This window comes from Bosea sp. PAMC 26642 (assembly GCF_001562255.1).
GTDB lineage: Bacteria > Pseudomonadota > Alphaproteobacteria > Rhizobiales > Beijerinckiaceae > Allobosea.
Window position 1 is genome coordinate 579,481 of sequence record NZ_CP014301.1, and the last position, 26,054, is coordinate 605,534.

Sequence of the window (26,054 nt, forward strand, 5' to 3'; positions counted from 1 at the left end):
ATCCCTGTCGATCTAAACGAGGCAAGCGCACCGCGACCTTGATCTGCGGCGTCGAGCCAGAGCTGCGGGCTGCCGTCGAGGCTGAGGCCGACCGGCGTGACACGTCGATGTCGAGCACGATCCGCGCGCTGATCCGGACCGCCTTGGCAGCGAGCAACGACCGTTCGGTGTCGGCATGAGCGGGACCGTCCACGAGTTCGCCGCCGGGCAGCAGGCGCGGCTCTCGGCGAAGTCGGAAAGCCCGCCGCTCCCGATCGAAAAGCACATCGTCTCGGCCGCGCTTGCCGCAGAGCGTATCCGTGCCCTCGCGGCTCAGATGCTGTTGGTGCTCCAGCACGCGCCCCGCGACGCTGCCATGGTCGATCGCCTGCAAGACGACATCCTCTCGGCCTGGTCCGACATCTACGACCACCATGGCGCCTATCGCGCCGTCATCGAATGCGAAGGGCAGGCCTGATGACCGTCTACGATTTCAGCTCCGGCTTCGCCAATCTCAATTCGGCCATCCAAGGCCTCGGCAAGCAGATGCGTGATGGCCGGGAGCGCGAGGAATACGACGCCATCGGCAAGGGCATCGCCGACGGGACGATCGACTATCGCAAGGCGGCAGGCCGGCTGACCTCTCTCGGCAAACTCGATAGTGCGACTGAACTGTTGAAGATGGGCGAAGCAGCAACGACCCGGAAGCTCGGCCAGGAAGCGGCGCAGGGCCTGTTCGGCGTCCTCGGCGGTGCTGGCTCTCCTCAGGCTGTTCCTAGCGGCGGCCTTGGGGCGCTAGGCAGTCTCGCTCCGGTGCAGGGCGACACAGCACCGGCATCGCTCATCCAATCTGAAAGCGGCAACAACTGGCGGGCTCAAAATAGTGCGACCGGCGCAGGTGGCGCGGTGGGCCACTTCGGTCGCGCCCAGTTCGGGCAGGCCCGCTTGCAGGAAGCGGCGGCGGCTGGCGCAATCCCGCCCGGCACGACCCCGCAGGCCTTCATGCAGTCGCCCGAGTTGCAGCAGAGTGCCGAGCGCTGGCACTTCGGCGACCTTGACAGCTTCATCGCCAAGAACGGGCTCGACCGCGCCGTTGGGCAGCAGGTCGCCGGTATCCCTGTGACGATCGAGGGCATGCGCGCCGTCGCACATCTTGGCGGGAAGAACGGCCTTCAGCGCTTCCTCCAGACTGGCGGGCAGTACAACCCGGCCGACGAAAACGGAACGCGCCTGTCAGACTACCTGCGCCAGCATGGCGGCGGTGGTCGCACCCGGATCGCGGAGGGCAACCCGGACCGTGCTGCTCCCGGCGCTGCAACTGCCATGGCGGACGGCAGCCAGCCCGGCTTCGTGATTCCGCAGGGCGCAGCTCCCGAACCTCTGCCGATGTCAGGCCGGACCTTCAACGCCGTACAGGGTGGCGGCGCGGTTCAGCCGGTCTTCCAGAGCGAGGGGCCATCCCAGCCGTGGATGAACACGGCGCTTGCCAGGCCACCCGTGCCCCGGATCGCCAGCAACGATCCGGCATCACCCCAGCCCCAGCCTCAGGCCCCGCAGCCTCAGGGTCTCGCATCGCTCGGCATGGGGCAGTATGGCCCCGCGCCAAGCATGCCCGACTATTCGAACGCCAACGACGCGGGGGCTCGGCAGCTTCAGGTCGCAAGCGAAGAACAGCGTCGCGGGCTGGTTCGTCCTGATAGCCAGATCGCACAGCCTGCGCCGTTGTCCCCGGCGGCCTATGCCGGCCTGCCTGGTGGCTCCCCGCAGCAGCCCGGCCCACGCGCTGCGCAAGGTGCTCCGCTGCAAATCGCCCAGTCTCCCGCTCCGGCGCAGGGCCAGCCCGTCACGCCGGTTCCCAGCACCGAGATGCCGCGCCCGACCAACCGCGAGGAAGCCAAAGATTACTACGCGACCCGGCAGATGGAGGCGGCAAAGGGCCGGGCGATGCAGATCGCGACCGCACTCGCCAATCCGAACCTGCCGGCCAATGCTCGCGGCATCGGCGAGATCTATCTGAAGGAAGCGCTGGAGGCGTCGAAGGCCCCGGATTCCGTCAAGGAATACACCTACGCCAAAGGCATGGGCTGGACGACGGCGAAGAGCCCGAACGAGTACGCCAAGGAAAAGACCAAAACCTCCCCGGCCGAGGAGATCGAGGGCCGAAAGGCCTCTGCTGCGGCGGCAGGCCTCAAGCCAGGTGACACCGGCTATCAGGGCTATGTCCTGACCGGCAAGATGCCGCGCGAGGACATGGGGCCGCTGACCGCGACGGACAAGAAAGCCATCCTCGATGCCGACGAGGGCGTGCTCGCGGCCAACACGGCAATCGACGCGCTTAAGACCGCGAAGAAGCTCTCGCCTCAGGCTCTCGGCGGTTGGGGCGCCAGCGGCAAAGCATCGGTTGCGAACAACCTGCCGGATTGGATGGTGCCTGATCGGCTTATCGGCAGCCCTCAGCAGGGCGAGTCCACGGCTGAACTTGAGAACGTGGTGACGAGCCAGGCGCTTGCGCAGCTCAAGTCCATCTTTGGATCTGCCCCGACCGAGGGCGAGCGCAAGATCCTGCTCGATATCCAAGGCTCGATCGGCCAGCCCGACAACGTCCGTCAGAAGATCTACGACAGGGGCATCGCCATGGCTGAGAAGCGTCTTGGCTTCAGCCAGCAGCGCGCAGACGAGCTTCGCGGCGGCGGGTTCTACAAGCCCGGCAGCGGCCAGGGCCGGCAGCAGGGCGGAATGACCCAGCCCGCTCCCCAGCAGGCCCAGCCCCAGGCCCAGCAGCCGCAGCAGCGCCAGACCGTCGCGGCTCCTGCGCAGGCGATCGAGTTCCTGCGCGCCAATCCCGGCGCCCGTCAGGAGTTCGATGCGAAGTATGGACAGGGCGCTTCGGCGTCTGTGCTGGGGCGATAGCGATGGCTAATATCTTCGACCAGTTCGATGCGCCTGCCCCTTCCCCTGCCAGGGGAGTGCCCTCGATGGCGCAGCCCCCCGCCCGCGCGTCCGGCAATGTCTTCGACCAGTTCGACGCGCCAGCCGCGCCGAGTGGATCACCTTCCGGCTTTGCTACGCGAGGGCAACGCGAGGGCGGCAACATGCAGGAGGCGGAATATCTGGCTGACGCGGTTCGCACGCGCGTTCAGCAGGATCAGACGAGCCCCATGGGCCGGCTCGACGCCTATGCCCGTGGTGTCGCCGGATGGATGCCCGGCATGAACAAGCTCGCCGCTGCTGGCGATGCTGCATTCGGTGCTGGTCAGGGCGAAGGCTTCGGCGAGCGCTACAGCGACAACCTGATGCGCCAGCGCGCCATGGATACGGCAGACGAAGCGCTGAACCCCGGCTCGAGAATGACCGGCCAGGGCGCGGGCCTTGTCGCGACCGCTGCGGTGCTCCCGGCGGCCAACATCGTCAAGGAAGGTGTGCGGGGTGGCGCCACGATCAACGCAGCCACGACCGGCGGCCTCTATGGTGCATTGACCGGCGCCGTCGAGACGGATGGCGGCATGCAGGGCAAGGCCGTTGGCGCAGCCCAGCAGGGCGCCATGGGTTTGGCGGCAGGTGCCGTTGCCCCAACCTTCGTTCGCGGCGCTGAAGCCTTCGCCCGCGCGACCGGGAGGCTTGCCAGCAGCGTTGCTCGGCCGTTCCGATCGGCGCTCACCCCCGAGACCGAGGCAGCACGCCGGATCAATGCCGCGATGGCCCGAGACGGCGTCGAGGACCCGGCAGCCCGTCTCGCGGAGATGCAGGCGCAGGGGGCTCCGGCTGTCATAGGCGATGTCGGTGGAGAGACCACGCGGGCGCTGGCTCGATCGGCTGCGAACCTTTCGACTGAAGGCCGGGGGGCGCTGACCGAGGCGACCTCAGATCGCTTCGCCGGCCAGGGCGATCGGATCACGGATCTGCTTAGGGGGTTTGGCCCGTCCGCCGCTGGCAAGACGCTGGACGAATTGCAGGCCGCCGCCCGTGCCGCCAACCGCCCCGCCTACGGTCGTGCGTACGCGCAAGGCGGAGGCGGCCTCTGGACGCCCGAGCTGGAGGGCCTTGCCCAGGCCCCGGCGGTGCAGGACGCCATCCGCAGTGTGATCAAGACCGGCGCCAATAAGACCGTCGCCGACGGCATGCCACCAATCCGCAATCCCTTCACGACCGATGCCGCAGGCAATCTCACGCTCGCTCGCCAGGCCGATGGCTCGATCGCACGACCGAACTTGCAGTTTTGGGATTACGTCTCCCGCGAGCTTCGCGGGAAGGCGGGGGAAGCAGCTCGTGGCGGCAATAAGGATCTGGCGGGCGACTACACCAACCTGCGCCGTCAGATCCTCGGCCATCTCGACGAAGCCGTCCCCGCCTTCCGGGAGGCGCGCTCAGGCGCTGCGCAGGCGTTCCAGGCGGAGGACGCGCTGGAGGCCGGCCAGAAGTTCGTCATGTCCCGCATGGACAACATCTCGGCTCGCAAGGCGCTCGCGCGGATGAATGCGGCCGAGCGCGACCTATTCGCCGAGGGCTTCCGAACCGACTTGATCGCCAAGATTCGGGAGACCGGCGACGGCCGCGACATCGTCAAAGCCATCTTTGGCACGCCGGCTGCCCGTGAGCGCGTCAGCATCGCCCTTGGACCGCAGCAGGCAGTTGCCCTTGAAGGTGCGCTCGCTACCGAGACGGCGATGCTGCGGTTGCAGGCGGCCGTAGGGGGCAATTCCAGCACGGCCTATCAGTTGGCCCAGCAGGGCATGGCGGGCGCGGTAGGGGGAGCTGCGGGCTATTATCAGGGTGGAAGTCCCGGGGCAGTCGCTGGCGCCGTCGCAGGTGCCGCCCTCCGAAATGGGCGCATGAAGCTCGACGCTGGCCTCGCGAAAAAAATAGCGGAGATGCTGGCAAGCGGTGACGTGAAGCAGCTCCAGAAGGTCACCAAGATGGCGGTGAAAAGCCCCGGCATCATGAAGCTGCTCGGCGGCATTGCAGACGAAGCCGGCAAGCTCGCCGGCATCACCTCAGCGGCTCCACTTGAGGTAACGGTCAGGCCTCGGATTGTTCAGGGCGGCATGCCAGCCGCAGCCGACGACGAACAGTAGAAAGCCCCACGGATAATCGATGACCAGCCAAACGAAAGCCATGGCAGCAATGAAGGCGAACCGTCTCATGATGTCAGCATGCGCGTTGCGTTCGGCGCCGGCAAGGACCGCTGGCGCGTTGATGAGCGCAAGCTTTGCCATGGTCGCATGGGCGATGATGCGAGGGCTCGTCTGATGGCTCGCCACGCTGATAAAACAGCGAAAGAACAGCGGGGCACTCCGTTTGCCCCCGGCGCGTCTCCGAACCCGTCAGGACGCCCGAAAGGCTCACGCAACAAGGTGACGCTTGCGATCGAGGCGCTTCTCGACGGCGAGGCGGAGGCCCTGACGCGCAAGGCGATCGAGTTGGCGAAGGCAGGCGACATGCAGGCGCTGCGGCTTTGTATGGACCGTCTGGCACCTGCCCGGAAGGACCGTCCGGTGTCGTTCGAGCTGCCGCCGATCGAAAGTGTCGACGACCTTCCGAAGGCGACGCAGGCCCTCATGTCTGCTGTTGCCTGCGGAGACCTCACGCCTTCCGAGGCAGCCGAACTCGGAAAGCTCGTTGATGCCCATGTGAAAGCGATTGAGGTCACCGATCTTTCCCGTCGCCTCGATGCTCTGGAGGGATTGCGGACATGAAGCACACGATGAGTCATCGCCTGGCTTTGCTGGAGGCTCGTCGCCGGCCACGCGTCCAGGTGACGCCGAAAGCTGACCGCGACGCGGCGGTCGCCGCTGGGGTCGCCCGTCTGCGCGCCCCGCCCGGGGCCGTGGCAGCAATCCGCGCTCGCCTTCGCGGGGACGACAACGGATATCGCTCCGGCTTTGCCGCGATAGAGGCCGCACTAAGGGCGGACACATGAACCGGGCAGCCATCGACCGTAGGCTGAAGGCGCTGGAGATCCGCAGCAGTCGCGGAAACCGGCCGACCACTGCGTTCGTGATCTGGGAACACACACGGGAGGAGGCTGACGCCACGCTCAAGCGCGCCATGGCCGAGGGCGTGGTCAAGGTCGGCGACCCGATCGTCATGGGCGTCATTCCCAAACCGTGTCCGCTTCCGGCCATCCGCTGGACCGACATCGCCGACCTGTCTCTCGTCGAGCTGGAGCACCTGGCCGAAGTCCATGACGGCGGCCGGCAGGGCGACTATCAGGCAGCCCGCTCGATGTCGGACGCAGATTTACACGCAGCTATCGTTGAACGACTTCCGAGGGCCGCAGCATGAGAACGATATCGGATCGCCTGGCGAAGCTGGAGGCTGTCACGGCCGCTCTCAGGCCGCCGCGTGGGGTGGAGCGGCACATCATCGCCGAAGGCACGGACGCCGACCGCAAAGCCCGCATCAAAGCCATTCTGGAGGCCAGCAGCAGCAACGTCCTGCACGTCTTCCGCGTCATCGTGAAGCCGGGCGAAGCGGGAGCGACAGTGCAATGAACCGCGAGCTGAGCCGACGCCTCTCCCGGCTAGAAGCCGATCAGGGCAGCACCCGCGTTCGCTATATCGTCAGCGACCGGCCCCTGACCGAGGCGGAATGGCACGCCAGCAAGGATGACGACCGGTACGATTTCGATGAGCTCGATGGGCTTGCGCCGATCTTGACCGAGGCGGAATGGGTCGAGCGGTTCTGCGTATGAAGATTTGGAGCGGGAGGAAGGGATCGAACCTTCGCATTCAGCTTGGAAAGCTGCTGCTCTGCCATTGAGCTACACCCGCGAGAGCCCAGAGCTTGACAATGGCGAGAGTAGTGTCAACGCGATGCCTCTAGAGACGACCTATCGCAGTTAATGGCAAGTCAACTGGATGCGGCTGGTGGATTGTGCCAGGGTGATCAGAACGAAGCCAATCTGGCAGTCAAGCTTGAGGGCGGCGATGATCAAATTTGGGTTTATAGCGGCCATAGGTCTGAGCGCGCTCGTGGTTTCGGGCTGCTCGTCACTCCCCAACACGGCTTCGCTTATCCCGTCTTCCTCCGACGCATTCACCCGCCTGTCGTCATGGGGGCCATGGCAGCAAGCGCCAGTTACGGTTCCTGATCCCGGCGTTGCTATAGTTGAGAACGCTCCGCCTGAACCCCGTCCGCTACCTCCGCCGCAGGTGCAGTCTGCGGTTTCCATGTCAGTTCGTCCGAGCCCGAGTGTCCAAACACGCCGAACCCTTCCACTTCTATCGCCGATAACCTTGCCCGCCGCTTTGACTAAACCTAGTGGCGGGTTGCCTGTAGAATCGAACGTGGTCTGCAAGACCGTGCCGACGCTTGAAGGGCGGATCAGTATGGAATGTTTGCCAGTCCAGTGATTGCCTCCACCACAGGTTGAGATGCTTCGGCAAGTTTTTGTCGGGCACGGAAGCTCCCGCGATACGCTTCATCAATTATTTACCGCCCATCACCATCATCGTGAGACTTCTGGCGAGAACACTTCCCCGTCGTGCTGCCCCTCGGCACGACGGGGTATCTGTTTGGTCATGCCGGCGTACTAACGCCCTAGCGGTCTCAATCAGCCTTCAAATTTTCAGCCGACGATTTTCCCGAACGCTTATCTGCGACAATCTCGTATGATATTTTCTGCCCGTCGCTCAGATCGCGAAGACCGGCTCGCTCTACCGCGCTGATGTGGACAAAAACATCTTGTCCGCCATCATCGGGCTGAATGAAGCCAAATCCTTTGGTCGAGTTGAACCATTTTACTGTACCGCTAGCCATGTCGATCTCCGTTAAGAAGCCGGCAGCATGGCGACGTGGGTATCAAGAGGCAAGCGCTTCGGCCGACACGTCGAACGTTGGTCGCTCGCGTTAATCCTCAACGAGGCGGTTCTTCTTGGTCGATGTTGTCCCATTTTTCGACTGCAGCGACGAGGCTTTTCAGCTCTTCCTCCGCCTTGGCGCCACCCGAACTGCTGGCGAGTTCGGCGATGCGCCTTGTCGCGTCTGCATACTCATCCAGCGTGGTGATTGGTTTGATCTCGTTGGCTTTCGGCATTTCCTCTGGATGAACCGTTCCAGATATGGGCGTGAACGTGTCCTCCGAAGGCTGCTGCCGGCACTTCGCTTCCCAGGCTTCTAACGACTCGACTAACGCGAACAGCTCAACTTCTTCCGGGCTGTCTTCATGGCAGCCGGCCAGATCGTGGATGCGCTCTTGAACCCGCAGCGCGTCGAGCTCGTCTTCGATCGGCAAGGCCAGCATGGCAGCCTCCACTGTTAGGCGAGCGAGGTCGCGCGTTAGTCCTTCCAGCCAGACGCGTCGTCGTGGTCGAAGTCCCACTTCTGAACTGCTGCGACGAGTGCCGCTAGCTCGACCTCTCCCCCCGCGCCTATGCTCGCAAGCTCGGCGATCCGTCTGGTGGCATCCTCGTAATCTTCGAGGGTGGTGATCGGCTTGATCTCGTGCGGCTGAACGGATGCCTCTGCAATGTCGCCTTTCGGAGCGAACGAGTTCTCCAAATGCGGCCAGCGTTTCGTTTCCCACGTCTCCAGGGACTCGACGAGTGCAAGCAGCTCGGCCTCCTCGATACTATCCTCGTGGCATCCAGCGAGGTCGTGGATCCGCTCCTGAACCCGCTGGGCATCCAGTTCGTTCTCGATCGGCGAAACCCGCATGGCATCCTCCATGGCCGATCAACCGTAGCCGCCCGGCTCTGTTCCGGCCTTGCGCGCCTCATCGATCCGGTCCCGCTCGTCGAGCCAGGCGCAGTGCGCGAGATGGCGGCGCCACCAGTCATCACCGATCTCGGGTCGGTAGATGTCCCATGCACGACGGAAGGCGGCCATGGCCTCGTCTCGCGTGGCCTCGTGGCCGTGCTTGTCGGTTAGCCGCGACGCCGGGCTCGACATGGTGATGGACCAGCCCCACGGGGTCGCGTCGCCATGCGAGTGGGTGTGCATGACGATCGACCCGACGACGGTGCCTTCGCTGATCACTGCCCAGAATTTGTCGCGGTCCCACTCCGGAATGAAGCGGCTATCTTGGCGGCGAAGTGTTAGGCTCATTGAACGTCACCAACGCGACCCGTCGCGCTGCTCAAAGTGAGCGACACATCGCGACGCGGTGGGGTATTTGATGGGGTAGCCACCGCAGCCCAGCCAAAATGTTTATTGAAACCAAGAGGCTTCATCTTATCAATGGCGGACGCGATGTCCGACGAACTGCCAATATGCTTAGGCTGACCTAGCGCGTCGCCAAGAAGCCGCGAACAGCACCGGCCGCCGCCGCCCAAGCGATAGCTCTCAGCGGGCGGGCACGGATCTCATCGACCACCATCGTTTGGCGCTGAGTGACCCGCTCGGGGGCTTCGTCAGCTAACTCCTCCGCTTCATCAACCACCCATTCTAGGTTATTGGCACCGGCGGTCACCGGGGCTTGCACGGCAACGGGGTCACTGGCAGGGAATGTCGCTTCTAACGCTCCGCTCAGCTCGGCGTCTGGGTCGCTATGCAAAGCCGCCTATTCCGTTGATCCGTCCGTTGGCCTGGCACTGCTCCTAGCCTCGCTGGGCCTCATTATTGGCGTCGTCGTAAATAGACGACGATGTTCACCGAACCCAGCTCGTGACCACGGATGTACTGGCGCGAGCGGTGGCCGTTGGCGTTTTCGGCACCTTGCTGCCGATAGCCTTATCAAGAATATGCTGCCGGTCCTGGAGCGGCTGCTTATCCTGCTTGCAGCCGCCATGACGCGCCGATCCCGCTCTGGACTTCGATCATCTGGTTTAGCGGCCCCATCAGGCGAGCAACTTATTCCCGCTGGACGTCTATAATCTCCCCGTCGCGCCTGATGATCACGCGGATGTCGTCGCCATTCACGTCGATGCCAACGACTACCCAGCCTCGCCGGCCCTGACGCACGCGTTCAACACGTTCCAATCCTTCGCGCCTAGCAATGCGGACAGCGTCGAACTCAGAGATACCTTCATCTTCAAAACGAGGCGGAGGACGGTCGGGAAACTCAATGATCGGCTCAGGAGGATTGACACGTAGCCCATTGGGGCCGAGCTCGATGGTCTGCGCACTGACCATGGTCATCGGCGAGAGCGCAATCGCCATCACCGCTGCAATCATAGTTCTTCGAATCATAGCCGTTCTCCCAGGTTGTTGCGGGAGAAATGGCGCCGATTGTGGCGGAATTCTCGCTGTCTAAACGGGCTCGACGGCTGACACTCGGTGCGGCACCTGGCTCAGAACAGCGCCGTAGGGGCGAAATGCGCAACCGCCATCAGTGCGAGCCCAAGCACGCCAAGCCCTGCGCCGGTGAAGGCGAGCATGGTCACGCCGGTGATGATTGCAGCCGACGAGACCACAATCGCGATTTGAAACAGGCCGGAGACGACATCGTATTTGTCATCGCGCGCTGAGGAGATGTCGCGTTGGGCCTCGGCCGCCTTGGCACGGACCATCAGCTCCTTGCGCCCCTCGTTCGTCTCAGGCTCGCTCTCGTAGCGCGCCACGGTCGATTGCCAGGAGGCAATGCGCTTCTGCATGCGATCACGGCTCGCAGCGTCGGTCACACCTGCCAGATCGACCTCCATCGCCTCCGCCGCCGTACGAAGCGTAGTGCCGCGGATCGTCTTGGCCTGGAAGAACGCCCACAGGTTCGAGGCCTCGACATTCTTGGCAAGCGCGTCCTGCTCGGCATTCTTGCCGCCGATCTCGGAGAAAGCGAGCGCCAGCGCCAAGACGGCGATCAGCAGGCCGATGCGCTTGTTTTTGCCGTCCGTGGCTTCAGGAATATGCGCCATGATTTGATTTCGTTCCTAATGCCTGCTGCAGGGCATGGCTTTGTTGCCCGGTGAAAGCAATCGGTTTGTCTACGGCTTCGAACCGACATCAGACGACATCACCTCCGAAAGATTCCGACCCCAAAAGGTCGAGCCCTGCTCGCAATCTCTTTCCCATAAGCAAGCCGCCGCACGTTACTCCGTGGCGTAAGCGTACCTCTGCTGCTACCTGAACAGAGCGCAGTGCGGGAAGGATCAGCCCGCCACGAACTGATTAGATCCATTCTCCGCTGGTGCTGGAGGCCGGTAAACCAAAAAAGCCCCGAGGTTTCCCCCGGGGCCTGATGGGCAGTCTAGGCAGTCAGATCAGATGACCGGCGGCTTCATGCGGCCCGACGCGGTTGCCTCGCGATCGTAGGGATCGGCGTTCTCGTCGAAGCGGGTCCAGCCTTCCTGGCGATACTGGGCCGTGCGGGCCTCCCGATCGATCGGGGTGGCCTCGTCCATGATCTTCTCGACCGTGCCGGCGTGCTCGTCGGAAGCCTTAACCGACACGACGGTGCCGCCGCGACGGACGGTCTCCGCGTAGTAGTGGGCCTCGTCCTCGTCGACGCCGGCGCTGGTGAACGAGCCGATGAGGCCTCCGGTGGCGGCGCCTGCAACCGCTCCAGCAGCTGTGGCGGCAAGCCAACCGGCAGCGACGACTGGACCGACGCCGGGGATGGCCAGCAGGCCGAGACCGGCGAGCAGGCCGGCCGCGCCACCAACGCCGGCACCGATGCCCGCGCCTTCTGCGGCGTTGCTGTCCTTGGCGCGTTCGTCATGACCGACGACGCTGATGTCGGACGAAGAGATGCCGGCGTCTTCGAGATCATCGACGACTTCGGCTGCGGTTTCATAGTTGTCGTAGGAGCGGGTGATCGTGCGGTTCATGTGCGTCTCCAAAGGTCTGGGTGAGAGTGGCATCCGTCAGTTCTTGACGATGTTGCCGCGATAGTCGACGGAGACGCTGACCTTGGCGCCGGCGTTCATGGCCATGCCCTTCCAGACGCCGTTGTCGTCCTTCTTCAGGTCGGTCACGTCGGTGTAGCCGTTGGCCTCCAGGCGGCTCTTGGCCTGGCCCTCGGTGAAGCTATTGGCGCCCGGCAGCGGGGCGTTGGCGTCGGCCGGCGCGGGCGTCGGCGCCGGCGAGGTGGTGGACGTCTGGGCCATGGCGCCGAAGGAGGTTGCCGTGGCGATCAACGAAGCGATGATCAGCTTTTTCATGGTGGTCTCCTGGGAATTGCGGACGGTGCCGCGATGCCCCGAAAACGGCGGCTTGCCCGTTTTAGTTCCATTCCTGATCACGGAGGCGTGAGCGGACTGGCCCGCACCACCTTCGTTCGATCGGCGTGCGATCGTTCTAGAATGTGTCAAAAAAGGTGGCGCCTACGTTCAAGTTCATGTTGGGAGATAGAGGTTCGCCTTTTTTAGGATCCGGTACATGAGTCTTGTCGATACGCCTTCGCGTTCGATCCTCCCCGAGAACGAAGCCGCCCGGATGATGGCGGTTCGCCGATACGACATCCTGGACACCCCGCCCGACGGCGCATTCGACCGGACGACGGCGATCGCCGCGCGGCTTTTCAATGTCCCGATCGCCATCATCAGCATCGTCGACAACGACCGGATCTGGTTCAAGTCGCATCACGGGCTCGATGTGGCTCAGATCGACCGCGAGCCGGGGCTTTGTGCGTCGGCGATCCTCCAGTCCGACCCGTGGGTACTGCTCGACGCGAAGACGGACCCGCGCTCCCTCGCGAATCCGCTGGTGGCGAGCGAATTCGGCCTGCGCTTCTATGTCGGCGTGCCGTTACAGACGAGCGACGGCTTCAACCTCGGAACCCTCTGCGTCATCGACAGGGAGCCGCGGACCGTCAGTCAGGACCAGATCGAGAACCTCAAGGATCTCGCCGCCAGCGTGATGGACCAGATGGAGCTTAGGCTTGCCGCGCGGCGCGCTGTCTCCGAACTGAAGGAGGTCATTGACGAGAAGGACGATGCGCTGAGACGCTCCGCGATGATGGCCAAGGAGATCGACCATCGCGTCATGAATAGTCTCCAGATGGTCGCGTCCTTGCTGAAGCTGCACGGCCGAAGCGTCGCCGACGAGCCGGCATCTGCAGAGTTGGCGTTGGCCGCGAGCCGCGTGGCGGCCGTCGCCCGGGTCCACCAGCACATCTATATGAGCGATACGGTCGAGACGACGGAATGCGCCAGCTACCTGCGGCGTCTATGCGAGGACCTATCCGACATGCTCCCCGAGGGGCGCGGGCCGATCATCGTTGAGGCGACCACGACCGAGCTGCCCACCGAGCAGATCGCGCCGCTCGGCCTCATTCTAAATGAGCTTGTCACGAACGCCGCCAAGCATGGCCAGGGCAAGATAACGGTCGCCTTGGAGCACCAGGGCGAGACCGGTTACGTGATGCGTGTCAGTGATGAGGGCCGGGCGCTGCCGGAATCGTTCGACCCTTTCGCGCGATCCGGCTTGGGTATGAAGGTCGTCGGTAGCCTGACGAACCAGCTTGGCGGCAAGTTCATCGTGCGACCATCCGACGATGGTGCGCGCTCGGTCTTTGCAGTTGAATTCCCTCGGGCCTCGTAACCGATACCGGTACGTCGCATCGAACCTGGATTCTGGCCTGCGCGAATATCACAGCGAAGTGTCCTCTATGATCTGGGACCGGAGCGACAATTAACGGTCCGCAAAGGATATCCCGGACAATTCTTTCTATCGGGAGGAAACAACTATCTCCGGCGGTAGTTGGCTAACTGTCACAACCGGAAGTTCGCTATGGCAATCCTCGTTCTGGTCGTCGAAGACGAGCCGATCATCCGCATGAACACGGTCGCGATGATAGAGGACGCGGGCTACGACGTCTTGGAAGCCTGCAATGCCGACGACGCCATGGCGCTCATGGAATCCCGCCCGGACATCGCGGCCGTCTTCTCCGACATCGAGATGCCCGGATCCATGGACGGCCTGGCGCTGATGCATGAGGTCCGGATCGGGTGGCCTCCGGTTGTCCTGATCCTGGCGTCGGGTCGCATCACGCCGCCGGCCTGCGAGATGCCAAACGATACGACGTTCCTACGCAAACCCTACTCAGAGACCTCGCTACTCGACGCGCTTCATGCCGTCCATTAGCGCCGCCTGGACCCCCGATCCCTGACATAAGCTATGTCTGGCCAGAGGTGCTGACGCGGCATTGCAATCACGCCAGATTGCTGCACCCGACTTTCGCACCGTGCAAGCCATTGAAAGACAGGGCCGAAAATGCGGCGCGCAAATGTTGATTTATGCGCCGTTGTGGTTCACCCAATACATGCACGTGTTCTTTGAAGTGGGCGAGGCATCACGTCGCGCTTGCGCGTGGTTCGGCACGCTTCGTATATCCCGCCTCAAATCGTCTCCAGGCTTCCCAGTGCGGATCATTCCTAACGACGTTTAGCTTCAATTAACAATAGGCGGCGACCGAGGTAAGAATACCATGCGACTGTCGCCCTTTATCCGTGAAAACTCCCAAGCAATCATCGCTGAATGGGAGAATTTCGCTCGCTCATTGGTTCCGGCTGCCGATGGCATGACCCCACTTTCATTGCGCAACCATATTAGCTACATCCTCGACTTCATCGCGAACGATATTGACACCGCCCAGACTGACACCGAGCAGACGGATAAATCGCGCGGTAAGAAGCCTAAAACTGGGATGGACAGCGTTGCCGAGATTCACGCAGCCCTACGCCAAGCAGGCGGTTTCAATCTCGATCAAATGGTGTCTGAATATCGCGCCCTTCGCGCCAGCGTAACCAAGTTATGGGGCGCTCAGGATTTTGAACCGACGCGTCAGAGTATAGTAGATCTGGTTCGGTTCAACGAGGCCATCGATCAAGCAACGACGGAATCGATCAGCTACTACTCAAAAAAGGTAGAACACTCCCGCGATCTGTTTTTGGCGGTCTTGGGGCACGATCTTCGCAATCCTATTGGCGCGATGATGATGTCAGCCGAGTTGATCGCAAAAATAGAGTCGCTGACTGAGCGCCAAAAGATGTTCATCGCGCAGGTTAGCCTAAGTGGCGCGCGGGCGATTGGAATAATTGATCAGCTAGTCGATGTTACGCGGGCTCGGCTTGGCTCAGGCATGAAGGTTATCCGTGAGCAGATGGACATGGCCTTCGTGTGTCGCCAACTGGTTCAGGAGATGCGGAGCCTTCACCCAAGCCGAACGTTCGTGATCAAGAGCTCGGGCGACACCATAGGCTCATGGGACAGACCTCGCATCGGGCAGGTGTTTTCAAATCTGCTTGGTAACGCTGTCCAGTATGGTTTCACTGAGTTGCCCATCGACATCACAGTCAGCGGCGAGACCGATGCCGTTTCACTCGCCATCCATAATCAAGGCGTCCCGATTCCGAATGATAAGATAGTTGGAATCTTTGAGGCCATGGTCCGTGGCGGAGCCGAAGGCAGCGGCACGACAAATCTTGGTTTGGGGCTGTACATTACAAAAGAAATTGTCGCGGCCCATGGCGGATCAATCAAGGTTAGCTCGTCTGAAAAAGACGGCACCACGTTCACCGCTCTCTTCCCCCGGTCCATTGATGCGGCGGCGGTTGGGGGAGATATCGTTCAATCGGCTGATAACCGCCCGAATCGGTAGGCCATCGGCAGCAGTTCGACAGTTTTGATCCGATGCGCCAGCCGCGATGCGGGGGGCTGCTCGACGATCAGGCGACGGGGGCATGCCCGAGCTCGCCCTGGTGCGGCGGGGAATGCCGTCGTCGAAGCGAGCGATCTACGAGGCAGCGACGAAGCGGGCGGACAAGCTCCGCGCCAAGAGCAAGCCAGCCGACTTCGACGAGCTCCTGCGCATGGAGCCCGACGGCGGCACCACGAACGTCCGCAACACCACGTCGTCGCATTGGAAGCCATGGCTTGGCCCCGCAAACCGCTGCGTCGTACCGCTGACGAGCTTCAGCGAGTTCGATCACGGCGCAAAGCAAGACGTGTGGTTCGCGCTCGACCAGGACCGGCCGCTCGCGTTCTTCGCTGGGATCTGGACGCCTCAATGGACCGGCGTCCGCAAGATCAAGAACGGGGTCGAGACAACTGATCTCTTCGCCTTTTTGACGACGACGCCGAATGCCGAGGTCGGCGCCATCCATCCGAAGGCAATGCCCGTGATCCTAACGCAGCCCGAAGAGATCGAGACATGGATGACGGCGCCCTGGGAACAAGCGTCAGCCCTTCAGCGTCCTTTGCCCGACGGCGCCCTCGTCGAGGTCGCGCGCGGTGTGAAACAGGATGGAACTGAAAATGGCTGATGCAATCGACAACCTCGAAGACCGGATCGCGATGGCACGCCGCAACATCGAGGATCTGACCGCGCAGGCAACGGGCATATCAGGTGCCGCCGCGGAAGAGAGCATCGCTGCCAGACTCAACGAGCAGCAGGACCGGTTGAATGCGCTTCTGAAGCAGCAAGAGGACCAGGAGCGCGACGGCGCTGCCTGATGCAGAGCGAAGGCACCGGAGCGACCATGTCCGATCAAGATGATTCCAGTGCGCCCCCTCCTGACGTCTCGCCAGAGGATGGGGCTACCGAGCTGCTGGACGAGTATCAGGAAGCGGCGATCGACTATTGCGCTGACGGCATGCGGGAGGCGAAGTTGGCGGGCGACGACGTCGCCATGTACCACTGGCTCCGAGTTACCCGTGAGGTCGTCCGCAAGCTCATCGCGCAGCGGGAGGAGCTCGGCGGTTAAACTGTGACAGCACCGCACGCAACGACCCTGCCACGTAGCGCCGCAACGAAGCCACCCGCAGGCCTCGGGCCACTTAAACAAACGGCGGAAAACGGCGCAGGCGAGTTTTATACACTTCTCTGAAAACACAGTGAGATTTCAGTGGCGGTGGCCTGCCCATCAGATCTCAGCATCGCAGCCGCGACCGATCCCCAGCATCTCCGCGAACATTGGCGCCAGTGCAGCATCGGCGAACGGCTTGCTCTGGAGGCCGACGACATATCGATGCGGCGCTATGGTCAGCCCGCAGCGCCAGGCGTCGCCCTCCCGGATCAGAACGGGGCACGGACCTTCGCGAACGCCGGCATAGTCCCGCGCCAATCGGCAGGGATGCTTCATGCAGCACTGGCCACACCTGTTGCAGGGTAAGCCAAAGCCGGGATAGGTGGGAGCGGTCGTCATATCCGCCTTCGCCAGTTGCTGACGGTCTGAGGGCTTACACCGAGACGGCGGGCAATCTCGCGATCGGGGAGGTGGGGCTCGGCGTCCAACATGGACAGCACGTCGCGGCGCTTGTCGGCGTTGGTGCGACGCTCCGAAGGTATTACGTTCGTCGTGACACCTTCGGCCTGTCCATTTTGAGCGGGCCGATCATAGATCCTGCGCAGCATTTCAAAGTCGCGCCGCAGCGTCGAAACGATGCTGTCCTCGCTCTCTTCGGTCGGGTCGATCCATTGGCGCTCCCATTCGAAGCGCTTCCAATCGAAGCGAGCCTGCATGTCGTCCCATGACGTGCCGGGGCGTGTGTTCAGCTCGTGCTCGACCAGTTCGATACGTGCATCGACCTCGCGATGATGCCTGTACTCGCCATCGACGAAAGCTTGCCGATCGTCGGAAAGGTCCCGCCACATGCGGCTTTCCGCGAGGGCCTTTGCAAGGGGCGCCGGCATAGGCCATGCCGACCTGATGGCATCAACGCAGCCGGGCGAGGCCGTCTTCAGGAACCTAAACTCATCCGAGCCGCCGAGTTCCACTGTGAAGGGGGTGAGGGTTTTCGCCCCGCCGATCCAGCCACGGTACACCTTGCGGGTCGCGAAAGGCGTGGCCGCCTTCCACAAAGCCGCCTCGATGGGGTTTAGCGCAAAGACGAGGTCGAGCGATCCGAAGCGCTTCAGGACGGCCGCTCTGCGTTCCTGCCTGCGCTTGTCCCGCGCGGCGGCCTTCTGAGCCTCTTTGGCCTTGTATCCCGGCTCGCGCGCTTCGCACCAATCATCGAAGCGGTCGAAAAACCCAGATGGCTTTGGCACCGGCGCGGCGTCCAACTTGGACATCGCCTGTTTCAACGTCATGCCGGCTCGTCGGGCCATCGCCTCAGCCCGAGAGCGCAGCGGAATCGCGCTCGCCAACCGTGGCCCCGCCATCGATCAGCGAGCGAACCTTGCGGAACTTCTCGGTGTCCAAAATGGACGCGGTTGCGGTCAATGGCGTGTCTCCTTGATTTGCTGACGAGCCAGCGTCTCAGCCTCGTGACGCGGAACCCCGCAGTCGAATTCGAGGATGCCGGCCCGTTCCTCGAAGAGGTATTCCAGTTCGGCCAGGTCGATCTCGGGCGGCGAAATTTTCGCGGATATGCCCTCTGACAGACCTGACAAAACTGACAAAAGCGGCTCTGAAGGGGTTTTGTCAGTTTTGTCAGTTCCCCAAAGGGCCGTTTCAGTATTTTTTTCTGAGATACGAAGTCGGTTGAGCCAGCGCCCCATAGATCAGCCCTCCACCGTCAGAGCCGGGTTCCAGACGTAACTGGTCGAGGGCCGCCCGTTGCCGCCGGATGCCGGAATCTCCCGGCAGTGGTGAGAGGCCACCAGCATTTCCAAAGCTGACGCAACCGCATCGCGATCGGCCAGTCCGCCCCACGCCTTCCGCTGGATATCGCGCGGGGTGAATTGCGCAGGGATCTGCGACCGGCGCTCGATGATGAGCTTGGCCCCTTCCTCCGCCATCGTCTGCCCGGCGGCATAGAGGCGGTTGGCGTGGCTCCGAAGGTAGTCGGCCCAGTCCAAGGCCCGGAGGGTCGCTTCCTCGCCAACCGTCTCGCTGTGTCCATCGATGAGTTGGAACAGCAGCGCCAGGCTGGCCACCGTCTTTGGCATTTTGAGGATATGGCTTTCCATCGTCGATGGCAGCGCGCCGCTTCGAGCCTCGGACTGCGTCTCTTCCATCCACTCGCGGAAAGCCGTTTGCGCCGGCGGGGAAAAGCGAAGGACGAGAGGTTCGCCATCCGCCTGGGCCGGCAGATCCCGCAAGTCTCGGAATGCTCGCTCATAAGCGACGCGAGCCAGCGGATCGGGCGCGCGATCGACCCACCGCCACGACGGGATGTCGTCGGGCCAAACCGACAGTTGCAATCGCTGAAGCAGACCATCGTTAGAAGTGCCCGAAATCGCACCACGCACCAAGGGCGCGATGCGGCTGGGCTGGACGCCTCCGACGAGGCTGATCGTGCAGATAGGAATGCTGATCGTGCCGCGAGCGATCCGGTCGAACACAAAACTTCCGTCGCCGTTGAAACTCTCCAGATAGAACGCGCGCTCGTTTTGGAATTCGGCACTCTCCAGCCTGGCCAGGAAGCCGGGCAGTTCGTCTCGGACCAAAAGCAGCCCGTTGCTGTTTTCGCTCAGCAGTTCGCCGACCTTCTCGAAGGTAGCGTCGCCGATGATCAGGCGAGGGCAAGGCTCCCCTTCATCGGACGATCCCATAGCGCCGGCCATGATCTCCTTGGCAGCGTCACGATCGCCGACCTTGAGCGCCTTCTTCGCCTTCGACTTCGCATCAGCGGCGTCGAGCCCAGCAAGAGCTTCGTCAACCGCCAAGCTGGCGCAACGCTGCTGCCAAAGCTCCCGCATCTCATCCTGAAGGCCATAGACGGGGCCAAGCGCGGATTGCATCGCTGGGCTCTTCATAGCCGATGGTCGGCCTACGATCGCGCCCCAGAGATTGGGGACCACCATCCAGTCATCATGTTGTTTCGGCCTGATCCTCGCCTTATTGCCGACGACGGCCGCCAATCCGCAAAGAGCGGCGACGGCGGCGAAGTCGGGCGGCGACTGCTGCCGATCCGCGACATCGAGCACATAGGCCCGCAGCGCTTCGGGGAGGAGGTCCGGCGCGAAGGGCTCGACCTGCGGCAAGGTGCTGACGATCGGGCTCGGCTTCGGCCAGGAGGTGGGCTCGGGGCGCCGAAGCGCCCCGTTGCCGTGGTTGAACGCTTTCGAGGTAAGCGTGAGGCCTTCGAGGCGGATGGGATTCGGTGCGTTCGTCAATGGCCCGACTCCTGATCGGCATCGTCTGAGGCGGGGTTCATGAGCATGACGATCTGGCGGACACGGGCCGTCATGCTGGCGATGGCGTAGTTGAAACAGGCGGGATCGTTTGCGTCTAAGCAGTCCTGGGCCATGCCGGCGTACAGCCGGATGAAGCCGAGCAATTCGTCGATGTAAGCTTCGGCGTTGAATGTCGGCGACACCGGCGCCGGCTGATGATGCTGAGCGCTCGCCATCACGACCTCGCAGCCTGCGGTCCGATACCGGCGAGTTCGGCAAGAAGCATTGCGATGTGCGCCGGGTAGCCAATCTGGCGAAGCCTGTTGATCGCAAGAGCGGCTGTGGTATCGTCCGTTCCGTTAGCTGCCCAGCTGATGACTTCCGGCCCCGCGAGCGCCCTGCCAGGCGCTCCGGGGTTTTCGCTTTCAGGATGCATTGGACGCGGCCTCCAGATCGGCGGAGGGGAGGGAGGCGAGCCAAGCCTTGAAGTCTTCGGCCAAGATCAACGTCTGTCGGCCGTTCTTTCGGGCTTTCAGGCTGCCATCCTTCAGCAGCCGGTAGACCTTGCGCGGGCTCATGCAGCCCTGAAGCGCTACGTCATTGATGGTGAGAGCGGCTTTTTCCACCTTGCGGGTCTCCAATCCAGCCACCCGGCGCCGCTGCCTGCCAGCAGCGCGTTGTGGCGATGGACTAGAGATTCGAGCATGTGGCCGCTTACCAAAACCGAGAAATCATTCGAAAAAATACAATGATTTCAATTGGTAAGATGCCTTGGTGCGATTAAAAACCCCCTACCGTGGTAGGGCATACCGAGCTTACCAGAATCGATCGACCAAACCTGCTTCGGCAAGTCGGTTCGCGACCGCGTGCCGGCCGCCTAGAATTTGCCGCACTGTTTCCGAGCTGTAGGCGGGGTTTGCCCCCTCCAAGGCGGCGACTATTTTATCAGCCATATTCTCGAATGATATTGATAGACGCTGCTGTCTCAGCTTTCGATACTCGACGCCGATGGCTCGTATGGCCAACGCCTTACGTTGATCGTCGCTGTCGCGGTTTTGTTGCTGCTTGCTTGTTGGGAGGCGCGTCTTTTTGAGTATGCCAGGGACGTTCACTTTGGCGTCGCGGATCGTGCGGGCCTCGTGAATGTCTTTGTGGGTCAGGCCGATCTCCGCGACCGAAACCTTCTTCTGCTCGGGAAGAAGGTTCTGGTCCGCTTTGGTAGCAATTTCGCCGCGCTCCTGCGCTGCGTCGTATTCGTCCGCGAGGCGGCGCTTTGCCGTCGCCTCGATCTCCAGCGCACGCTCGAAACCCGCAGTCCGTAAATAAATGAAGTACCCAACATTGCCCGATAGGTAGGGCGATACGGGACTCATTCGACAGCTTCGAACGCGCTTGGAGATGCGACTGATATCAATCGAGATCCATGCCTCAGGCCGGTGCTCCACGACCTCGCCGCTGTCGAACCGAACCGACAGCGCGACTATCGTTCCATCAATGATGTGGTTTGCAAACCAGCGAGAGACCTCGTTGGCACGGGCTATTTTTTGATCGCGCAGAACGTTTTCGCGATGGATGACAGCCCGAGCGAGCTCCCATTGCTCGTCGCTGAAAAGGTAGACCTGTTGAGGCTCAGTTATCTGTTTTGAAGCCCCTAGAGCAGCGAACTGGCTCTGCGGCCGGACGCTGATCTGACTGCCGAGGGGGTCAGGCCCCAACTCCGGCGAATAGTCTTCGAACCGAGAAAGCGCCCAATCTGCCACCGCTCTGTCGATTGGAGATGCTTCCGCGAGTGACGCATTGGGCATATGCACCCGCTCGACCAGTATCTCGCCGGCTTTCCATTCGCCGCCAAATTTAAGTTCAGCGACGCGCTCATAAGCGGGTACGAGAAACGTGAGACCGCGGGGCTGTTCGGGCCAATAGCGCTCGCCTGCCCACAAATATTCGGCTCGTGTTTCGACCATATCGCCGCTCTCCTTGCGACGCTCCGAAGGAAGCACGGGGAAATCGAGTGGAGCGCTCGACTTGTCGGCTGGCCGGCCTATCCCCATGCAGCTCGTTGCCTATCTGGACCCCTTGGCTCGGATAGGCGTGATGTTGTCGGCCTTCGGGGCGCTGGCAAAGCGCGACCAGGCATCCATGAGTTCGCGGCGTTTCGCGAGCGCATCGCCCCGGCGATAGGCGCGCTCGGTTTGATCGCCGACGACATGCGCCAGCGCCGCTTCCGCGACCTCGCGCGGAAACGTCGTGCTTTCGCCCGCCCAATCTCTGAAGCTCGATCTAAAGCCGTGCGGCGTGAACTGGGAGGCTTCCATGCGCCGCATCAGGCTCACGATAGCATTCGACGACAGAGGGCGGTCTTTGCGGCCGCCGGGGAAAACCAAATCGTTCTGGCGCACCTCGTGCAGGGCGCGCACGATATCCAAAGCGCGATCGGTCAGCGGGACACGATGCGGCCGGCCGGCTTTCATCCGGGGCGCCGGAATCGTCCATATCCCGGTGCCGAGGTCGATCTCGGCCCAGGTCGCTTCCCTCACTTCGCCAGATCGGCAGGCGGTCAGGATCAAAAATTCAAGCGCGCGGGCAGCTAGCGCGTCGCGCCGACGTAGATCCTGAACAAAAGCCGGAACGTCGCCGTAAGGCATCGCCGCGTGGTGGCCGCGCGTCAGCTTGGCGCGCTTGGGAAGCAGCTTGTCGAGGTGGTGGCGCCAGCGGGCCGGGTTCTCACCCGTTCGCAAGCCCTGCGCCGACGCTGCCGCGAGAATGTGCTCGATCCGGCCTCTGAGTCGGGAGGCCGTTTCTGCCTTCGAAAGCCAGATCGGCTTCAGAATCTCCAAGACCTCGGCCGTGCCGATAGCGTCCAGCTTCATCGGTCGAAGGGACGCGGCGTACATTTTCAGAGTGCTCGGCCACTGATCGCGATGCTTTGGATTGCGGAAGCCTTTGGTGATGGTCGGGAGGAGGGCGTCAGTGAATTCTCCGAAGGTTGATGCCGCATCCTTCATCGCCTCTGCCGATTTTCGAGCCACGATAGGATTCGTGCCGGCGTCCACCATCTTCCGGCTCGCGGCTGCTTTTTCCCGCGCCTCGGCGAGCGAGACGGCGCTGAGGCTGCCGAGCCCCATCTCCTTACGCGTTGACCCCATGCGGAACATGAAGAGCCAGCGCTTGGCTCCGCTCGGGTCTACGACAAGGTACAGGCCACCGCCGTCGCTGTGCCGGCCCGGTTCCGTCATCGTAGCGACGCCGCGCGCCGAGAGCTTGTTAACCTCGCGTCCCACCGTTACCCCACCAACTACCCCACCGGAGCGCTGTCATTTTATGTCACGCTCTGACCTTCTGCGGCAATCTCTTCGGGGTTTGTTCCTGACTTATCCCCCGCACGTTCACGGTGCGGCACGTCAGGGCAGTTCAGTTACGCGGACTCCGTCTCCGCCACTTCATACTAGTTAAGTAGTTGTAATTAATGGTATTTTTCTTAGTCTCGCTGTGCCGTGCCCAAACAGCCGTCCCAACGACTGGCCTCCGCCGACATCATGGCTTCTACGCTAGTCTGGCCACCATATTTGGCAAATAGGTATCCGAGCGTTTCGAATCGCCCCTGATCCATTGGGTAAGCGAGCAGTGCGGTCACCCCATTCTTCAAGCGGCAAGGCAAGTTTGGCTTCAAAATCCGATCGGTGACCTGTGCCCCTTGGCTGGTAGTACCTCACTGGTCGTAGGCTGGCTGGCGACAGAACCAACAGCTGGACTTCGCATAACTCGACTGCGAATTCGCATGCTACGAACTCACAAACCGCTTTTGCCTCACCGGTGAGCTCAAGACGGTGCTCGAGCGTCCGAGCCGGCTGGCTTGTAAAGCTGCTGCAGGACCCCGCATCGGCCTTTGGCATTGGCGTCACTGGCGGGGCATCTACGCCAGCGCAGGGGCCGATGCAGGTGCGGTAGTGGCACGCATATCCTCGACTGCGCCTATGATCGGGAAAGCACGAACTACTCCCGGACGCAGCTTGAGGAGGTCCTGCGGCAAGCCGCGCGGGATCCCATGGTCGGCGAAATTACGATCATGGCGCACTCGATGGGAAGCTGGCTGGTTGTCGAGGCCCTGCGGCAAATGGCGATCCGCGACGGCCGTGTGGCTCCGACAATCAGGAACGTCATTCTGGCGTCGCCGGATATCGATGTTCAGGTCTTCCACAAGCAGTGGCTGGAACAGGGGCAGCACCGTCCGCATCTCACGCTGTTCGTGTCGCAGGACGATAAGGCTCTCCATATGTCGCGCCTCGTCGGCGGTGCTGTCGACCGGCTCGGCCAGGGCTGCCGAGCCGTACAGGTCCGAACTGGAGAAGGAAGGTGTGACGGTCCTGGACCTGACGGCGCTCAAGGGCGGCGATCCGCTCAATCACGGCAAATTCGCGGAGAGCCCCGAGGTCGTCCGGTTGCTCGGCGAGCGCCTCGTGGCCGGGCAGGTGACTGCGGAGAGCAAGATCGGCATTGGCGACCGGTTGGGAATCGTTGCAGCAGGAACGGCACAAACGGTGGGTGGTGCTGCGAGCCTGGTCGGGTTCCGATGACGGCTTTCTCTCCTTCGGGGCTGCGCCAGTAGCCATGCTCAGAAGCGCCGCTCTCAGGCTGGCGGCTCCAACCCCGCCTTTTCGCCTTCGCCAGCGTGCCCATCCTGCCATGACCGCACCATTGAGGTCATGCGCCAAACCTTCGCACCGGTTGGTTTCCACGTCGCTTCCAAGGGAAGGCAATACGGACGATTTCAGAACGAGCATCTGCGCTCCCGCAATTTGCGCGGAAGCCGAAGAGCACCGACCGGGGCGCATTCGCTATTCGCCCCGTTTGACCCGCACCCATTCCTGCTTGAGGATCGCCTGCGAGATTTGGGTGATGCCATAGTTGATGACCTCTATGCGGCCCTCGATGCCATGTCCCGGCGGCGGTGAGCGGAGCTCGTCGATGCCGCTCTTCATCAAGGCATTGAGCTGCTGATGGTCCTGCTCCAGCGGGTTCAGCATCAGCTCGATCTTGGAGACGGTCAGCAGCAGATTCTCGACACGCTTGAACAGCTCGGGGTCCCGCGCGATGACGATGGCGGTCGGCTCCTCCATGGTCTGGCGGATGATCCCCACGGCCAGGAACTGCGAGTTGAGGTTGGCCACCAGGTCGCGCATCGTCTCGATCCATCTCTGGCGGTTGACCGACAGCACGTTTGCCTTGAACTGGATGTTGGCGATCCGCGTGTTGACGAACGGGCCGGCGACCGAAGCGATCATCGCCGTGCAGGCCACGACCAGGGTGATCCATTGCGGGTTGATGTCCATGATTGCGGTCCGTCATGAGAGCGTGTGCGCCGGCCGTCCTTCCGATGGGAGGCGTCCGGGTGGTGGGAGAAAGCCAGGCAGGTCGTGCAAGCTGCGATCAAGAGGGCGAGGAAGAGCAGCAGGGACGTCGTCATCACGCTTGCCGCTCATCTCGGGGAGTCCGGCCGGCACTGTCCTGTCCGGTGAGGTCGTGCCGCCAGCGGACGCCGCAGTTGCGGAGAATATCCCCGACCACGGCCGTGCACTCCGGCTCCGTCAGCAACGCTTGTCCGGGCACCAGAAGGCGCTCGATCACATGCGTAAGGCACTGCCGCGCGAACTCCTCCGCCGCGGCACGGCTATTGTCGATCCTGATTTCGCCGAAAGCCGCTTGGACATCGAGATAGCTCGCGATCTGCTCCATGATTGGACCGAGACTGGCCTGCAGGAACTCTTCGCCCAGTCGCGGAAAGCTGCCGAGCGCTCCGATGATCAGACGCAAGGTGGCGGCAGTCGTCGGATGGTTTAAGGTTTCGAGCACGGCGCCCCCCATCTGGCGCAAGGCGGAACAGGGGTCTGGCTCGTCGGGATCGATCGATGGCAAGGCCTGCGCGATCCTCGCTGCCTCCTCGGCGACCAGCGATCTGAACAGGTCTTCCTTTCTACCGAAATGGTAGTGGAGCGAACCCTTCGAGACGGCGGCTTCCGCCGCGATCTGGTCGATGCTGGCGCCCCTGAAGCCATTGAGCAGGAACACCTGGCGCGCGCCCTCCAGGATCCGCTGTCTCGTGAGCGTCGTCCTGAGATCACGGCTGGGCCGGTCACTCCCGCGAAAGTTATCGTTAGGCATGGGCAGTTGATCCTATTTCGAGGTGGGAGCCGGGCTT

31 protein-coding genes, 1 tRNA gene and 2 pseudogenes are annotated in these 26,054 nt (G+C 62.5%); 14 read left to right on the forward strand and 20 right to left on the reverse strand.

Annotation, left to right across the window (positions count from 1 at the left end; translation table 11 throughout):
• Positions 1-175: 175 nt before the first annotated feature.
• The 7 genes from AXW83_RS02775 to AXW83_RS02810 all read left to right on the forward strand — a co-directional run bounded on the left by AXW83_RS02775 (position 176) and on the right by AXW83_RS02810 (position 6,670).
• Positions 176-457, forward strand: coding sequence for a hypothetical protein (locus AXW83_RS02775; RefSeq protein WP_066610423.1), 282 nt, complete (start codon positions 176-178; stop codon positions 455-457).
• A complete protein-coding gene (locus AXW83_RS02780; RefSeq protein WP_066610424.1) occupies positions 457-2,889 on the forward strand; it encodes a hypothetical protein in 2,433 nt (810 codons plus the stop codon). Before AXW83_RS02775 ends, AXW83_RS02780 begins: the two co-directional genes overlap by 1 nt.
• 65 nt (positions 2,890-2,954) lie before the next feature.
• Complete coding sequence (locus tag AXW83_RS02785; protein WP_066610429.1) at positions 2,955-5,051, forward strand: hypothetical protein; 2,097 nt, start codon at positions 2,955-2,957, stop codon at positions 5,049-5,051.
• A 78-nt stretch (positions 5,052-5,129) separates the two neighbouring features.
• Positions 5,130-5,672 (forward strand): DUF5681 domain-containing protein, encoded by a 543-nt coding sequence (locus tag AXW83_RS02790; RefSeq protein WP_335339337.1) that lies wholly within the window; start codon positions 5,130-5,132, stop codon positions 5,670-5,672.
• A gap of 220 nt (positions 5,673-5,892) precedes the next feature.
• Positions 5,893-6,261 (forward strand): hypothetical protein, encoded by a 369-nt coding sequence (locus tag AXW83_RS02800; protein ID WP_066610431.1) that lies wholly within the window; start codon positions 5,893-5,895, stop codon positions 6,259-6,261.
• Positions 6,258-6,470, forward strand: a complete 213-nt coding sequence (locus tag AXW83_RS02805) for a hypothetical protein (RefSeq protein ID WP_066610432.1) — start codon at positions 6,258-6,260, stop codon at positions 6,468-6,470. Before AXW83_RS02800 ends, AXW83_RS02805 begins: the two co-directional genes overlap by 4 nt.
• Positions 6,467-6,670 (forward strand): hypothetical protein, encoded by a 204-nt coding sequence (locus tag AXW83_RS02810; protein WP_066610434.1) that lies wholly within the window; start codon positions 6,467-6,469, stop codon positions 6,668-6,670. Before AXW83_RS02805 ends, AXW83_RS02810 begins: the two co-directional genes overlap by 4 nt.
• Before the next feature lie 5 nt (positions 6,671-6,675).
• Here AXW83_RS02810 and AXW83_RS02815 read toward each other — a convergent pair.
• The 10 genes from AXW83_RS02815 to AXW83_RS27695 all read right to left on the reverse strand — a co-directional run bounded on the left by AXW83_RS02815 (position 6,676) and on the right by AXW83_RS27695 (position 12,410).
• A tRNA-Gly gene (locus AXW83_RS02815) sits at positions 6,676-6,749 on the reverse strand.
• Between the two features lie 778 nt (positions 6,750-7,527).
• On the reverse strand, positions 7,528-7,737 hold the full coding sequence (locus tag AXW83_RS26365; protein WP_082766908.1) for a cold-shock protein: 210 nt from the start codon (positions 7,735-7,737) through the stop codon (positions 7,528-7,530).
• Positions 7,738-7,834: 97 nt separating this feature from the next.
• A complete protein-coding gene (locus AXW83_RS02825) occupies positions 7,835-8,221 on the reverse strand; it encodes a hypothetical protein (RefSeq protein ID WP_066610437.1) in 387 nt (128 codons plus the stop codon).
• Positions 8,222-8,256: 35 nt separating this feature from the next.
• Positions 8,257-8,646, reverse strand: a complete 390-nt coding sequence (locus AXW83_RS02830) for a hypothetical protein (protein ID WP_066610439.1) — start codon at positions 8,644-8,646, stop codon at positions 8,257-8,259.
• 6 nt (positions 8,647-8,652) lie between these two features.
• Entirely contained in the window at positions 8,653-9,024 is a 372-nt protein-coding gene (locus tag AXW83_RS02835; RefSeq protein WP_066610440.1) for a hypothetical protein, read from the reverse strand.
• Between the two features lie 744 nt (positions 9,025-9,768).
• Positions 9,769-10,107 carry a PepSY domain-containing protein gene (locus tag AXW83_RS02845; protein ID WP_156639731.1) on the reverse strand — a complete coding sequence of 113 codons (339 nt, stop codon included), beginning with the start codon at positions 10,105-10,107 and terminating at the stop codon, positions 9,769-9,771.
• Between the two features lie 101 nt (positions 10,108-10,208).
• Positions 10,209-10,769 (reverse strand): DUF4337 domain-containing protein, encoded by a 561-nt coding sequence (locus AXW83_RS02850; protein WP_066610445.1) that lies wholly within the window; start codon positions 10,767-10,769, stop codon positions 10,209-10,211.
• 345 nt (positions 10,770-11,114) lie between these two features.
• Positions 11,115-11,681: a general stress protein gene (locus AXW83_RS02855; RefSeq protein WP_066610447.1), complete on the reverse strand. Its 567-nt coding sequence runs from the start codon at positions 11,679-11,681 to the stop codon at positions 11,115-11,117.
• 36 nt (positions 11,682-11,717) lie between these two features.
• Positions 11,718-12,014, reverse strand: a complete 297-nt coding sequence (locus AXW83_RS02860; protein ID WP_066610449.1) for a PepSY domain-containing protein — start codon at positions 12,012-12,014, stop codon at positions 11,718-11,720.
• Between the two features lie 174 nt (positions 12,015-12,188).
• Positions 12,189-12,410 (reverse strand): hypothetical protein, encoded by a 222-nt coding sequence (locus tag AXW83_RS27695; protein ID WP_236842000.1) that lies wholly within the window; start codon positions 12,408-12,410, stop codon positions 12,189-12,191.
• Here AXW83_RS27695 and AXW83_RS26370 point away from each other — a divergent pair.
• The 6 genes and pseudogenes from AXW83_RS26370 to AXW83_RS02890 all read left to right on the forward strand — a co-directional run bounded on the left by AXW83_RS26370 (position 12,385) and on the right by AXW83_RS02890 (position 16,559).
• Positions 12,385-13,395, forward strand: a complete 1,011-nt coding sequence (locus tag AXW83_RS26370; RefSeq protein WP_236841913.1) for a histidine kinase dimerization/phosphoacceptor domain -containing protein — start codon at positions 12,385-12,387, stop codon at positions 13,393-13,395. The genes AXW83_RS27695 and AXW83_RS26370 overlap by 26 nt on opposite strands.
• Positions 13,396-13,584: 189 nt before the next feature.
• Positions 13,585-13,938, forward strand: a complete 354-nt coding sequence (locus tag AXW83_RS02870) for a response regulator (RefSeq protein WP_066610451.1) — start codon at positions 13,585-13,587, stop codon at positions 13,936-13,938.
• A gap of 343 nt (positions 13,939-14,281) precedes the next feature.
• Positions 14,282-15,454: a sensor histidine kinase gene (locus tag AXW83_RS02875; protein WP_066610453.1), complete on the forward strand. Its 1,173-nt coding sequence runs from the start codon at positions 14,282-14,284 to the stop codon at positions 15,452-15,454.
• Positions 15,455-15,488: 34 nt separating this feature from the next.
• Positions 15,489-16,118, forward strand: a pseudogene (locus tag AXW83_RS02880) (SOS response-associated peptidase family protein); the annotation flags it as partial.
• Positions 16,099-16,308 (forward strand): hypothetical protein, encoded by a 210-nt coding sequence (locus AXW83_RS02885; protein WP_082767443.1) that lies wholly within the window; start codon positions 16,099-16,101, stop codon positions 16,306-16,308. The pseudogene AXW83_RS02880 and the gene AXW83_RS02885, both read left to right, overlap by 20 nt.
• A 26-nt stretch (positions 16,309-16,334) precedes the next feature.
• Complete coding sequence (locus AXW83_RS02890; RefSeq protein WP_156639733.1) at positions 16,335-16,559, forward strand: hypothetical protein; 225 nt, start codon at positions 16,335-16,337, stop codon at positions 16,557-16,559.
• A gap of 159 nt (positions 16,560-16,718) precedes the next feature.
• On the opposite strand, the gene AXW83_RS02895 is transcribed toward AXW83_RS02890, so the two are convergent.
• From AXW83_RS02895 to AXW83_RS02925, 8 genes are all read right to left on the reverse strand, one after another.
• On the reverse strand, positions 16,719-17,000 hold the full coding sequence (locus AXW83_RS02895) for a hypothetical protein (protein WP_156639735.1): 282 nt from the start codon (positions 16,998-17,000) through the stop codon (positions 16,719-16,721).
• Positions 16,997-17,887, reverse strand: a complete 891-nt coding sequence (locus AXW83_RS02900; protein WP_066610460.1) for a winged helix-turn-helix domain-containing protein — start codon at positions 17,885-17,887, stop codon at positions 16,997-16,999. Before AXW83_RS02900 ends, AXW83_RS02895 begins: the two co-directional genes overlap by 4 nt.
• 129 nt (positions 17,888-18,016) lie before the next feature.
• Entirely contained in the window at positions 18,017-18,298 is a 282-nt protein-coding gene (locus AXW83_RS26915) for a hypothetical protein (RefSeq protein WP_156639740.1), read from the reverse strand.
• A gap of 3 nt (positions 18,299-18,301) precedes the next feature.
• Positions 18,302-19,726, reverse strand: coding sequence for a YfjI family protein (locus AXW83_RS02905; protein ID WP_236841800.1), 1,425 nt, complete (start codon positions 19,724-19,726; stop codon positions 18,302-18,304).
• A 128-nt stretch (positions 19,727-19,854) separates the two neighbouring features.
• A complete protein-coding gene (locus tag AXW83_RS27460; RefSeq protein WP_066610461.1) occupies positions 19,855-20,094 on the reverse strand; it encodes a hypothetical protein in 240 nt (79 codons plus the stop codon).
• Between the two features lie 189 nt (positions 20,095-20,283).
• Entirely contained in the window at positions 20,284-20,499 is a 216-nt protein-coding gene (locus AXW83_RS02915) for a helix-turn-helix domain-containing protein (RefSeq protein WP_210179634.1), read from the reverse strand.
• A gap of 174 nt (positions 20,500-20,673) precedes the next feature.
• The gene (locus AXW83_RS02920) at positions 20,674-21,822 is read right to left on the reverse strand and encodes a hypothetical protein (RefSeq protein ID WP_066610467.1); all 1,149 of its coding nucleotides are present in this window, start codon (positions 21,820-21,822) and stop codon (positions 20,674-20,676) included.
• Between the two features lie 99 nt (positions 21,823-21,921).
• Positions 21,922-23,094: a tyrosine-type recombinase/integrase gene (locus tag AXW83_RS02925; RefSeq protein WP_066619716.1), complete on the reverse strand. Its 1,173-nt coding sequence runs from the start codon at positions 23,092-23,094 to the stop codon at positions 21,922-21,924.
• A 722-nt stretch (positions 23,095-23,816) separates the two neighbouring features.
• On the opposite strand from AXW83_RS02925, the pseudogene AXW83_RS26375 reads away from it, so the two are divergent.
• Positions 23,817-24,417, forward strand: a pseudogene (locus AXW83_RS26375) (alpha/beta hydrolase); the annotation flags it as partial.
• Between the two features lie 276 nt (positions 24,418-24,693).
• Here AXW83_RS26375 and AXW83_RS02940 read toward each other — a convergent pair.
• Both AXW83_RS02940 and AXW83_RS02945 read right to left on the reverse strand, forming a co-directional pair.
• A complete protein-coding gene (locus tag AXW83_RS02940) occupies positions 24,694-25,188 on the reverse strand; it encodes a hypothetical protein (RefSeq protein WP_066610473.1) in 495 nt (164 codons plus the stop codon).
• Between the two features lie 133 nt (positions 25,189-25,321).
• On the reverse strand, positions 25,322-26,017 hold the full coding sequence (locus tag AXW83_RS02945; RefSeq protein WP_066610475.1) for a TetR/AcrR family transcriptional regulator: 696 nt from the start codon (positions 26,015-26,017) through the stop codon (positions 25,322-25,324).
• Positions 26,018-26,054 lie beyond the last annotated feature (37 nt).

What these genes read in the sequence shown, in the direction of transcription:
- AXW83_RS02775 (WP_066610423.1), top strand. Translation starts at nt 176, where the DNA reads ATGAGCGGGACCGTCCACGAGTTCGCCGCCGGGCAGCAGGCGCGGCTC.
- AXW83_RS02780 (WP_066610424.1), top strand. Translation starts at nt 457, where the DNA reads ATGACCGTCTACGATTTCAGCTCCGGCTTCGCCAATCTCAATTCGGCC.
- AXW83_RS02785 (WP_066610429.1), top strand. Translation starts at nt 2,955, where the DNA reads ATGGCGCAGCCCCCCGCCCGCGCGTCCGGCAATGTCTTCGACCAGTTC.
- AXW83_RS02790 (WP_335339337.1), top strand. Translation starts at nt 5,130, where the DNA reads ATGCGCGTTGCGTTCGGCGCCGGCAAGGACCGCTGGCGCGTTGATGAG.
- AXW83_RS02800 (WP_066610431.1), top strand. Translation starts at nt 5,893, where the DNA reads ATGAACCGGGCAGCCATCGACCGTAGGCTGAAGGCGCTGGAGATCCGC.
- AXW83_RS02805 (WP_066610432.1), top strand. Translation starts at nt 6,258, where the DNA reads ATGAGAACGATATCGGATCGCCTGGCGAAGCTGGAGGCTGTCACGGCC.
- AXW83_RS02810 (WP_066610434.1), top strand. Translation starts at nt 6,467, where the DNA reads ATGAACCGCGAGCTGAGCCGACGCCTCTCCCGGCTAGAAGCCGATCAG.
- AXW83_RS26365 (WP_082766908.1), bottom strand. Translation starts at nt 7,737, where the DNA reads ATGGCTAGCGGTACAGTAAAATGGTTCAACTCGACCAAAGGATTTGGC.
- AXW83_RS02825 (WP_066610437.1), bottom strand. Translation starts at nt 8,221, where the DNA reads ATGCTGGCCTTGCCGATCGAAGACGAGCTCGACGCGCTGCGGGTTCAA.
- AXW83_RS02830 (WP_066610439.1), bottom strand. Translation starts at nt 8,646, where the DNA reads ATGGAGGATGCCATGCGGGTTTCGCCGATCGAGAACGAACTGGATGCC.
- AXW83_RS02835 (WP_066610440.1), bottom strand. Translation starts at nt 9,024, where the DNA reads ATGAGCCTAACACTTCGCCGCCAAGATAGCCGCTTCATTCCGGAGTGG.
- AXW83_RS02845 (WP_156639731.1), bottom strand. Translation starts at nt 10,107, where the DNA reads ATGATTCGAAGAACTATGATTGCAGCGGTGATGGCGATTGCGCTCTCG.
- AXW83_RS02850 (WP_066610445.1), bottom strand. Translation starts at nt 10,769, where the DNA reads ATGGCGCATATTCCTGAAGCCACGGACGGCAAAAACAAGCGCATCGGC.
- AXW83_RS02855 (WP_066610447.1), bottom strand. Translation starts at nt 11,681, where the DNA reads ATGAACCGCACGATCACCCGCTCCTACGACAACTATGAAACCGCAGCC.
- AXW83_RS02860 (WP_066610449.1), bottom strand. Translation starts at nt 12,014, where the DNA reads ATGAAAAAGCTGATCATCGCTTCGTTGATCGCCACGGCAACCTCCTTC.
- AXW83_RS02870 (WP_066610451.1), top strand. Translation starts at nt 13,585, where the DNA reads ATGGCAATCCTCGTTCTGGTCGTCGAAGACGAGCCGATCATCCGCATG.
- AXW83_RS02875 (WP_066610453.1), top strand. Translation starts at nt 14,282, where the DNA reads ATGCGACTGTCGCCCTTTATCCGTGAAAACTCCCAAGCAATCATCGCT.
- AXW83_RS02885 (WP_082767443.1), top strand. Translation starts at nt 16,099, where the DNA reads ATGGAACTGAAAATGGCTGATGCAATCGACAACCTCGAAGACCGGATC.
- AXW83_RS02890 (WP_156639733.1), top strand. Translation starts at nt 16,335, where the DNA reads ATGTCCGATCAAGATGATTCCAGTGCGCCCCCTCCTGACGTCTCGCCA.
- AXW83_RS02895 (WP_156639735.1), bottom strand. Translation starts at nt 17,000, where the DNA reads ATGACGACCGCTCCCACCTATCCCGGCTTTGGCTTACCCTGCAACAGG.
- AXW83_RS02900 (WP_066610460.1), bottom strand. Translation starts at nt 17,887, where the DNA reads ATGACGTTGAAACAGGCGATGTCCAAGTTGGACGCCGCGCCGGTGCCA.
- AXW83_RS26915 (WP_156639740.1), bottom strand. Translation starts at nt 18,298, where the DNA reads ATGGGGCGCTGGCTCAACCGACTTCGTATCTCAGAAAAAAATACTGAA.
- AXW83_RS27460 (WP_066610461.1), bottom strand. Translation starts at nt 20,094, where the DNA reads ATGGCGAGCGCTCAGCATCATCAGCCGGCGCCGGTGTCGCCGACATTC.
- AXW83_RS02920 (WP_066610467.1), bottom strand. Translation starts at nt 21,822, where the DNA reads ATGGTCGAAACACGAGCCGAATATTTGTGGGCAGGCGAGCGCTATTGG.
- AXW83_RS02925 (WP_066619716.1), bottom strand. Translation starts at nt 23,094, where the DNA reads ATGACGGAACCGGGCCGGCACAGCGACGGCGGTGGCCTGTACCTTGTC.
- AXW83_RS02940 (WP_066610473.1), bottom strand. Translation starts at nt 25,188, where the DNA reads ATGGACATCAACCCGCAATGGATCACCCTGGTCGTGGCCTGCACGGCG.
- AXW83_RS02945 (WP_066610475.1), bottom strand. Translation starts at nt 26,017, where the DNA reads ATGCCTAACGATAACTTTCGCGGGAGTGACCGGCCCAGCCGTGATCTC.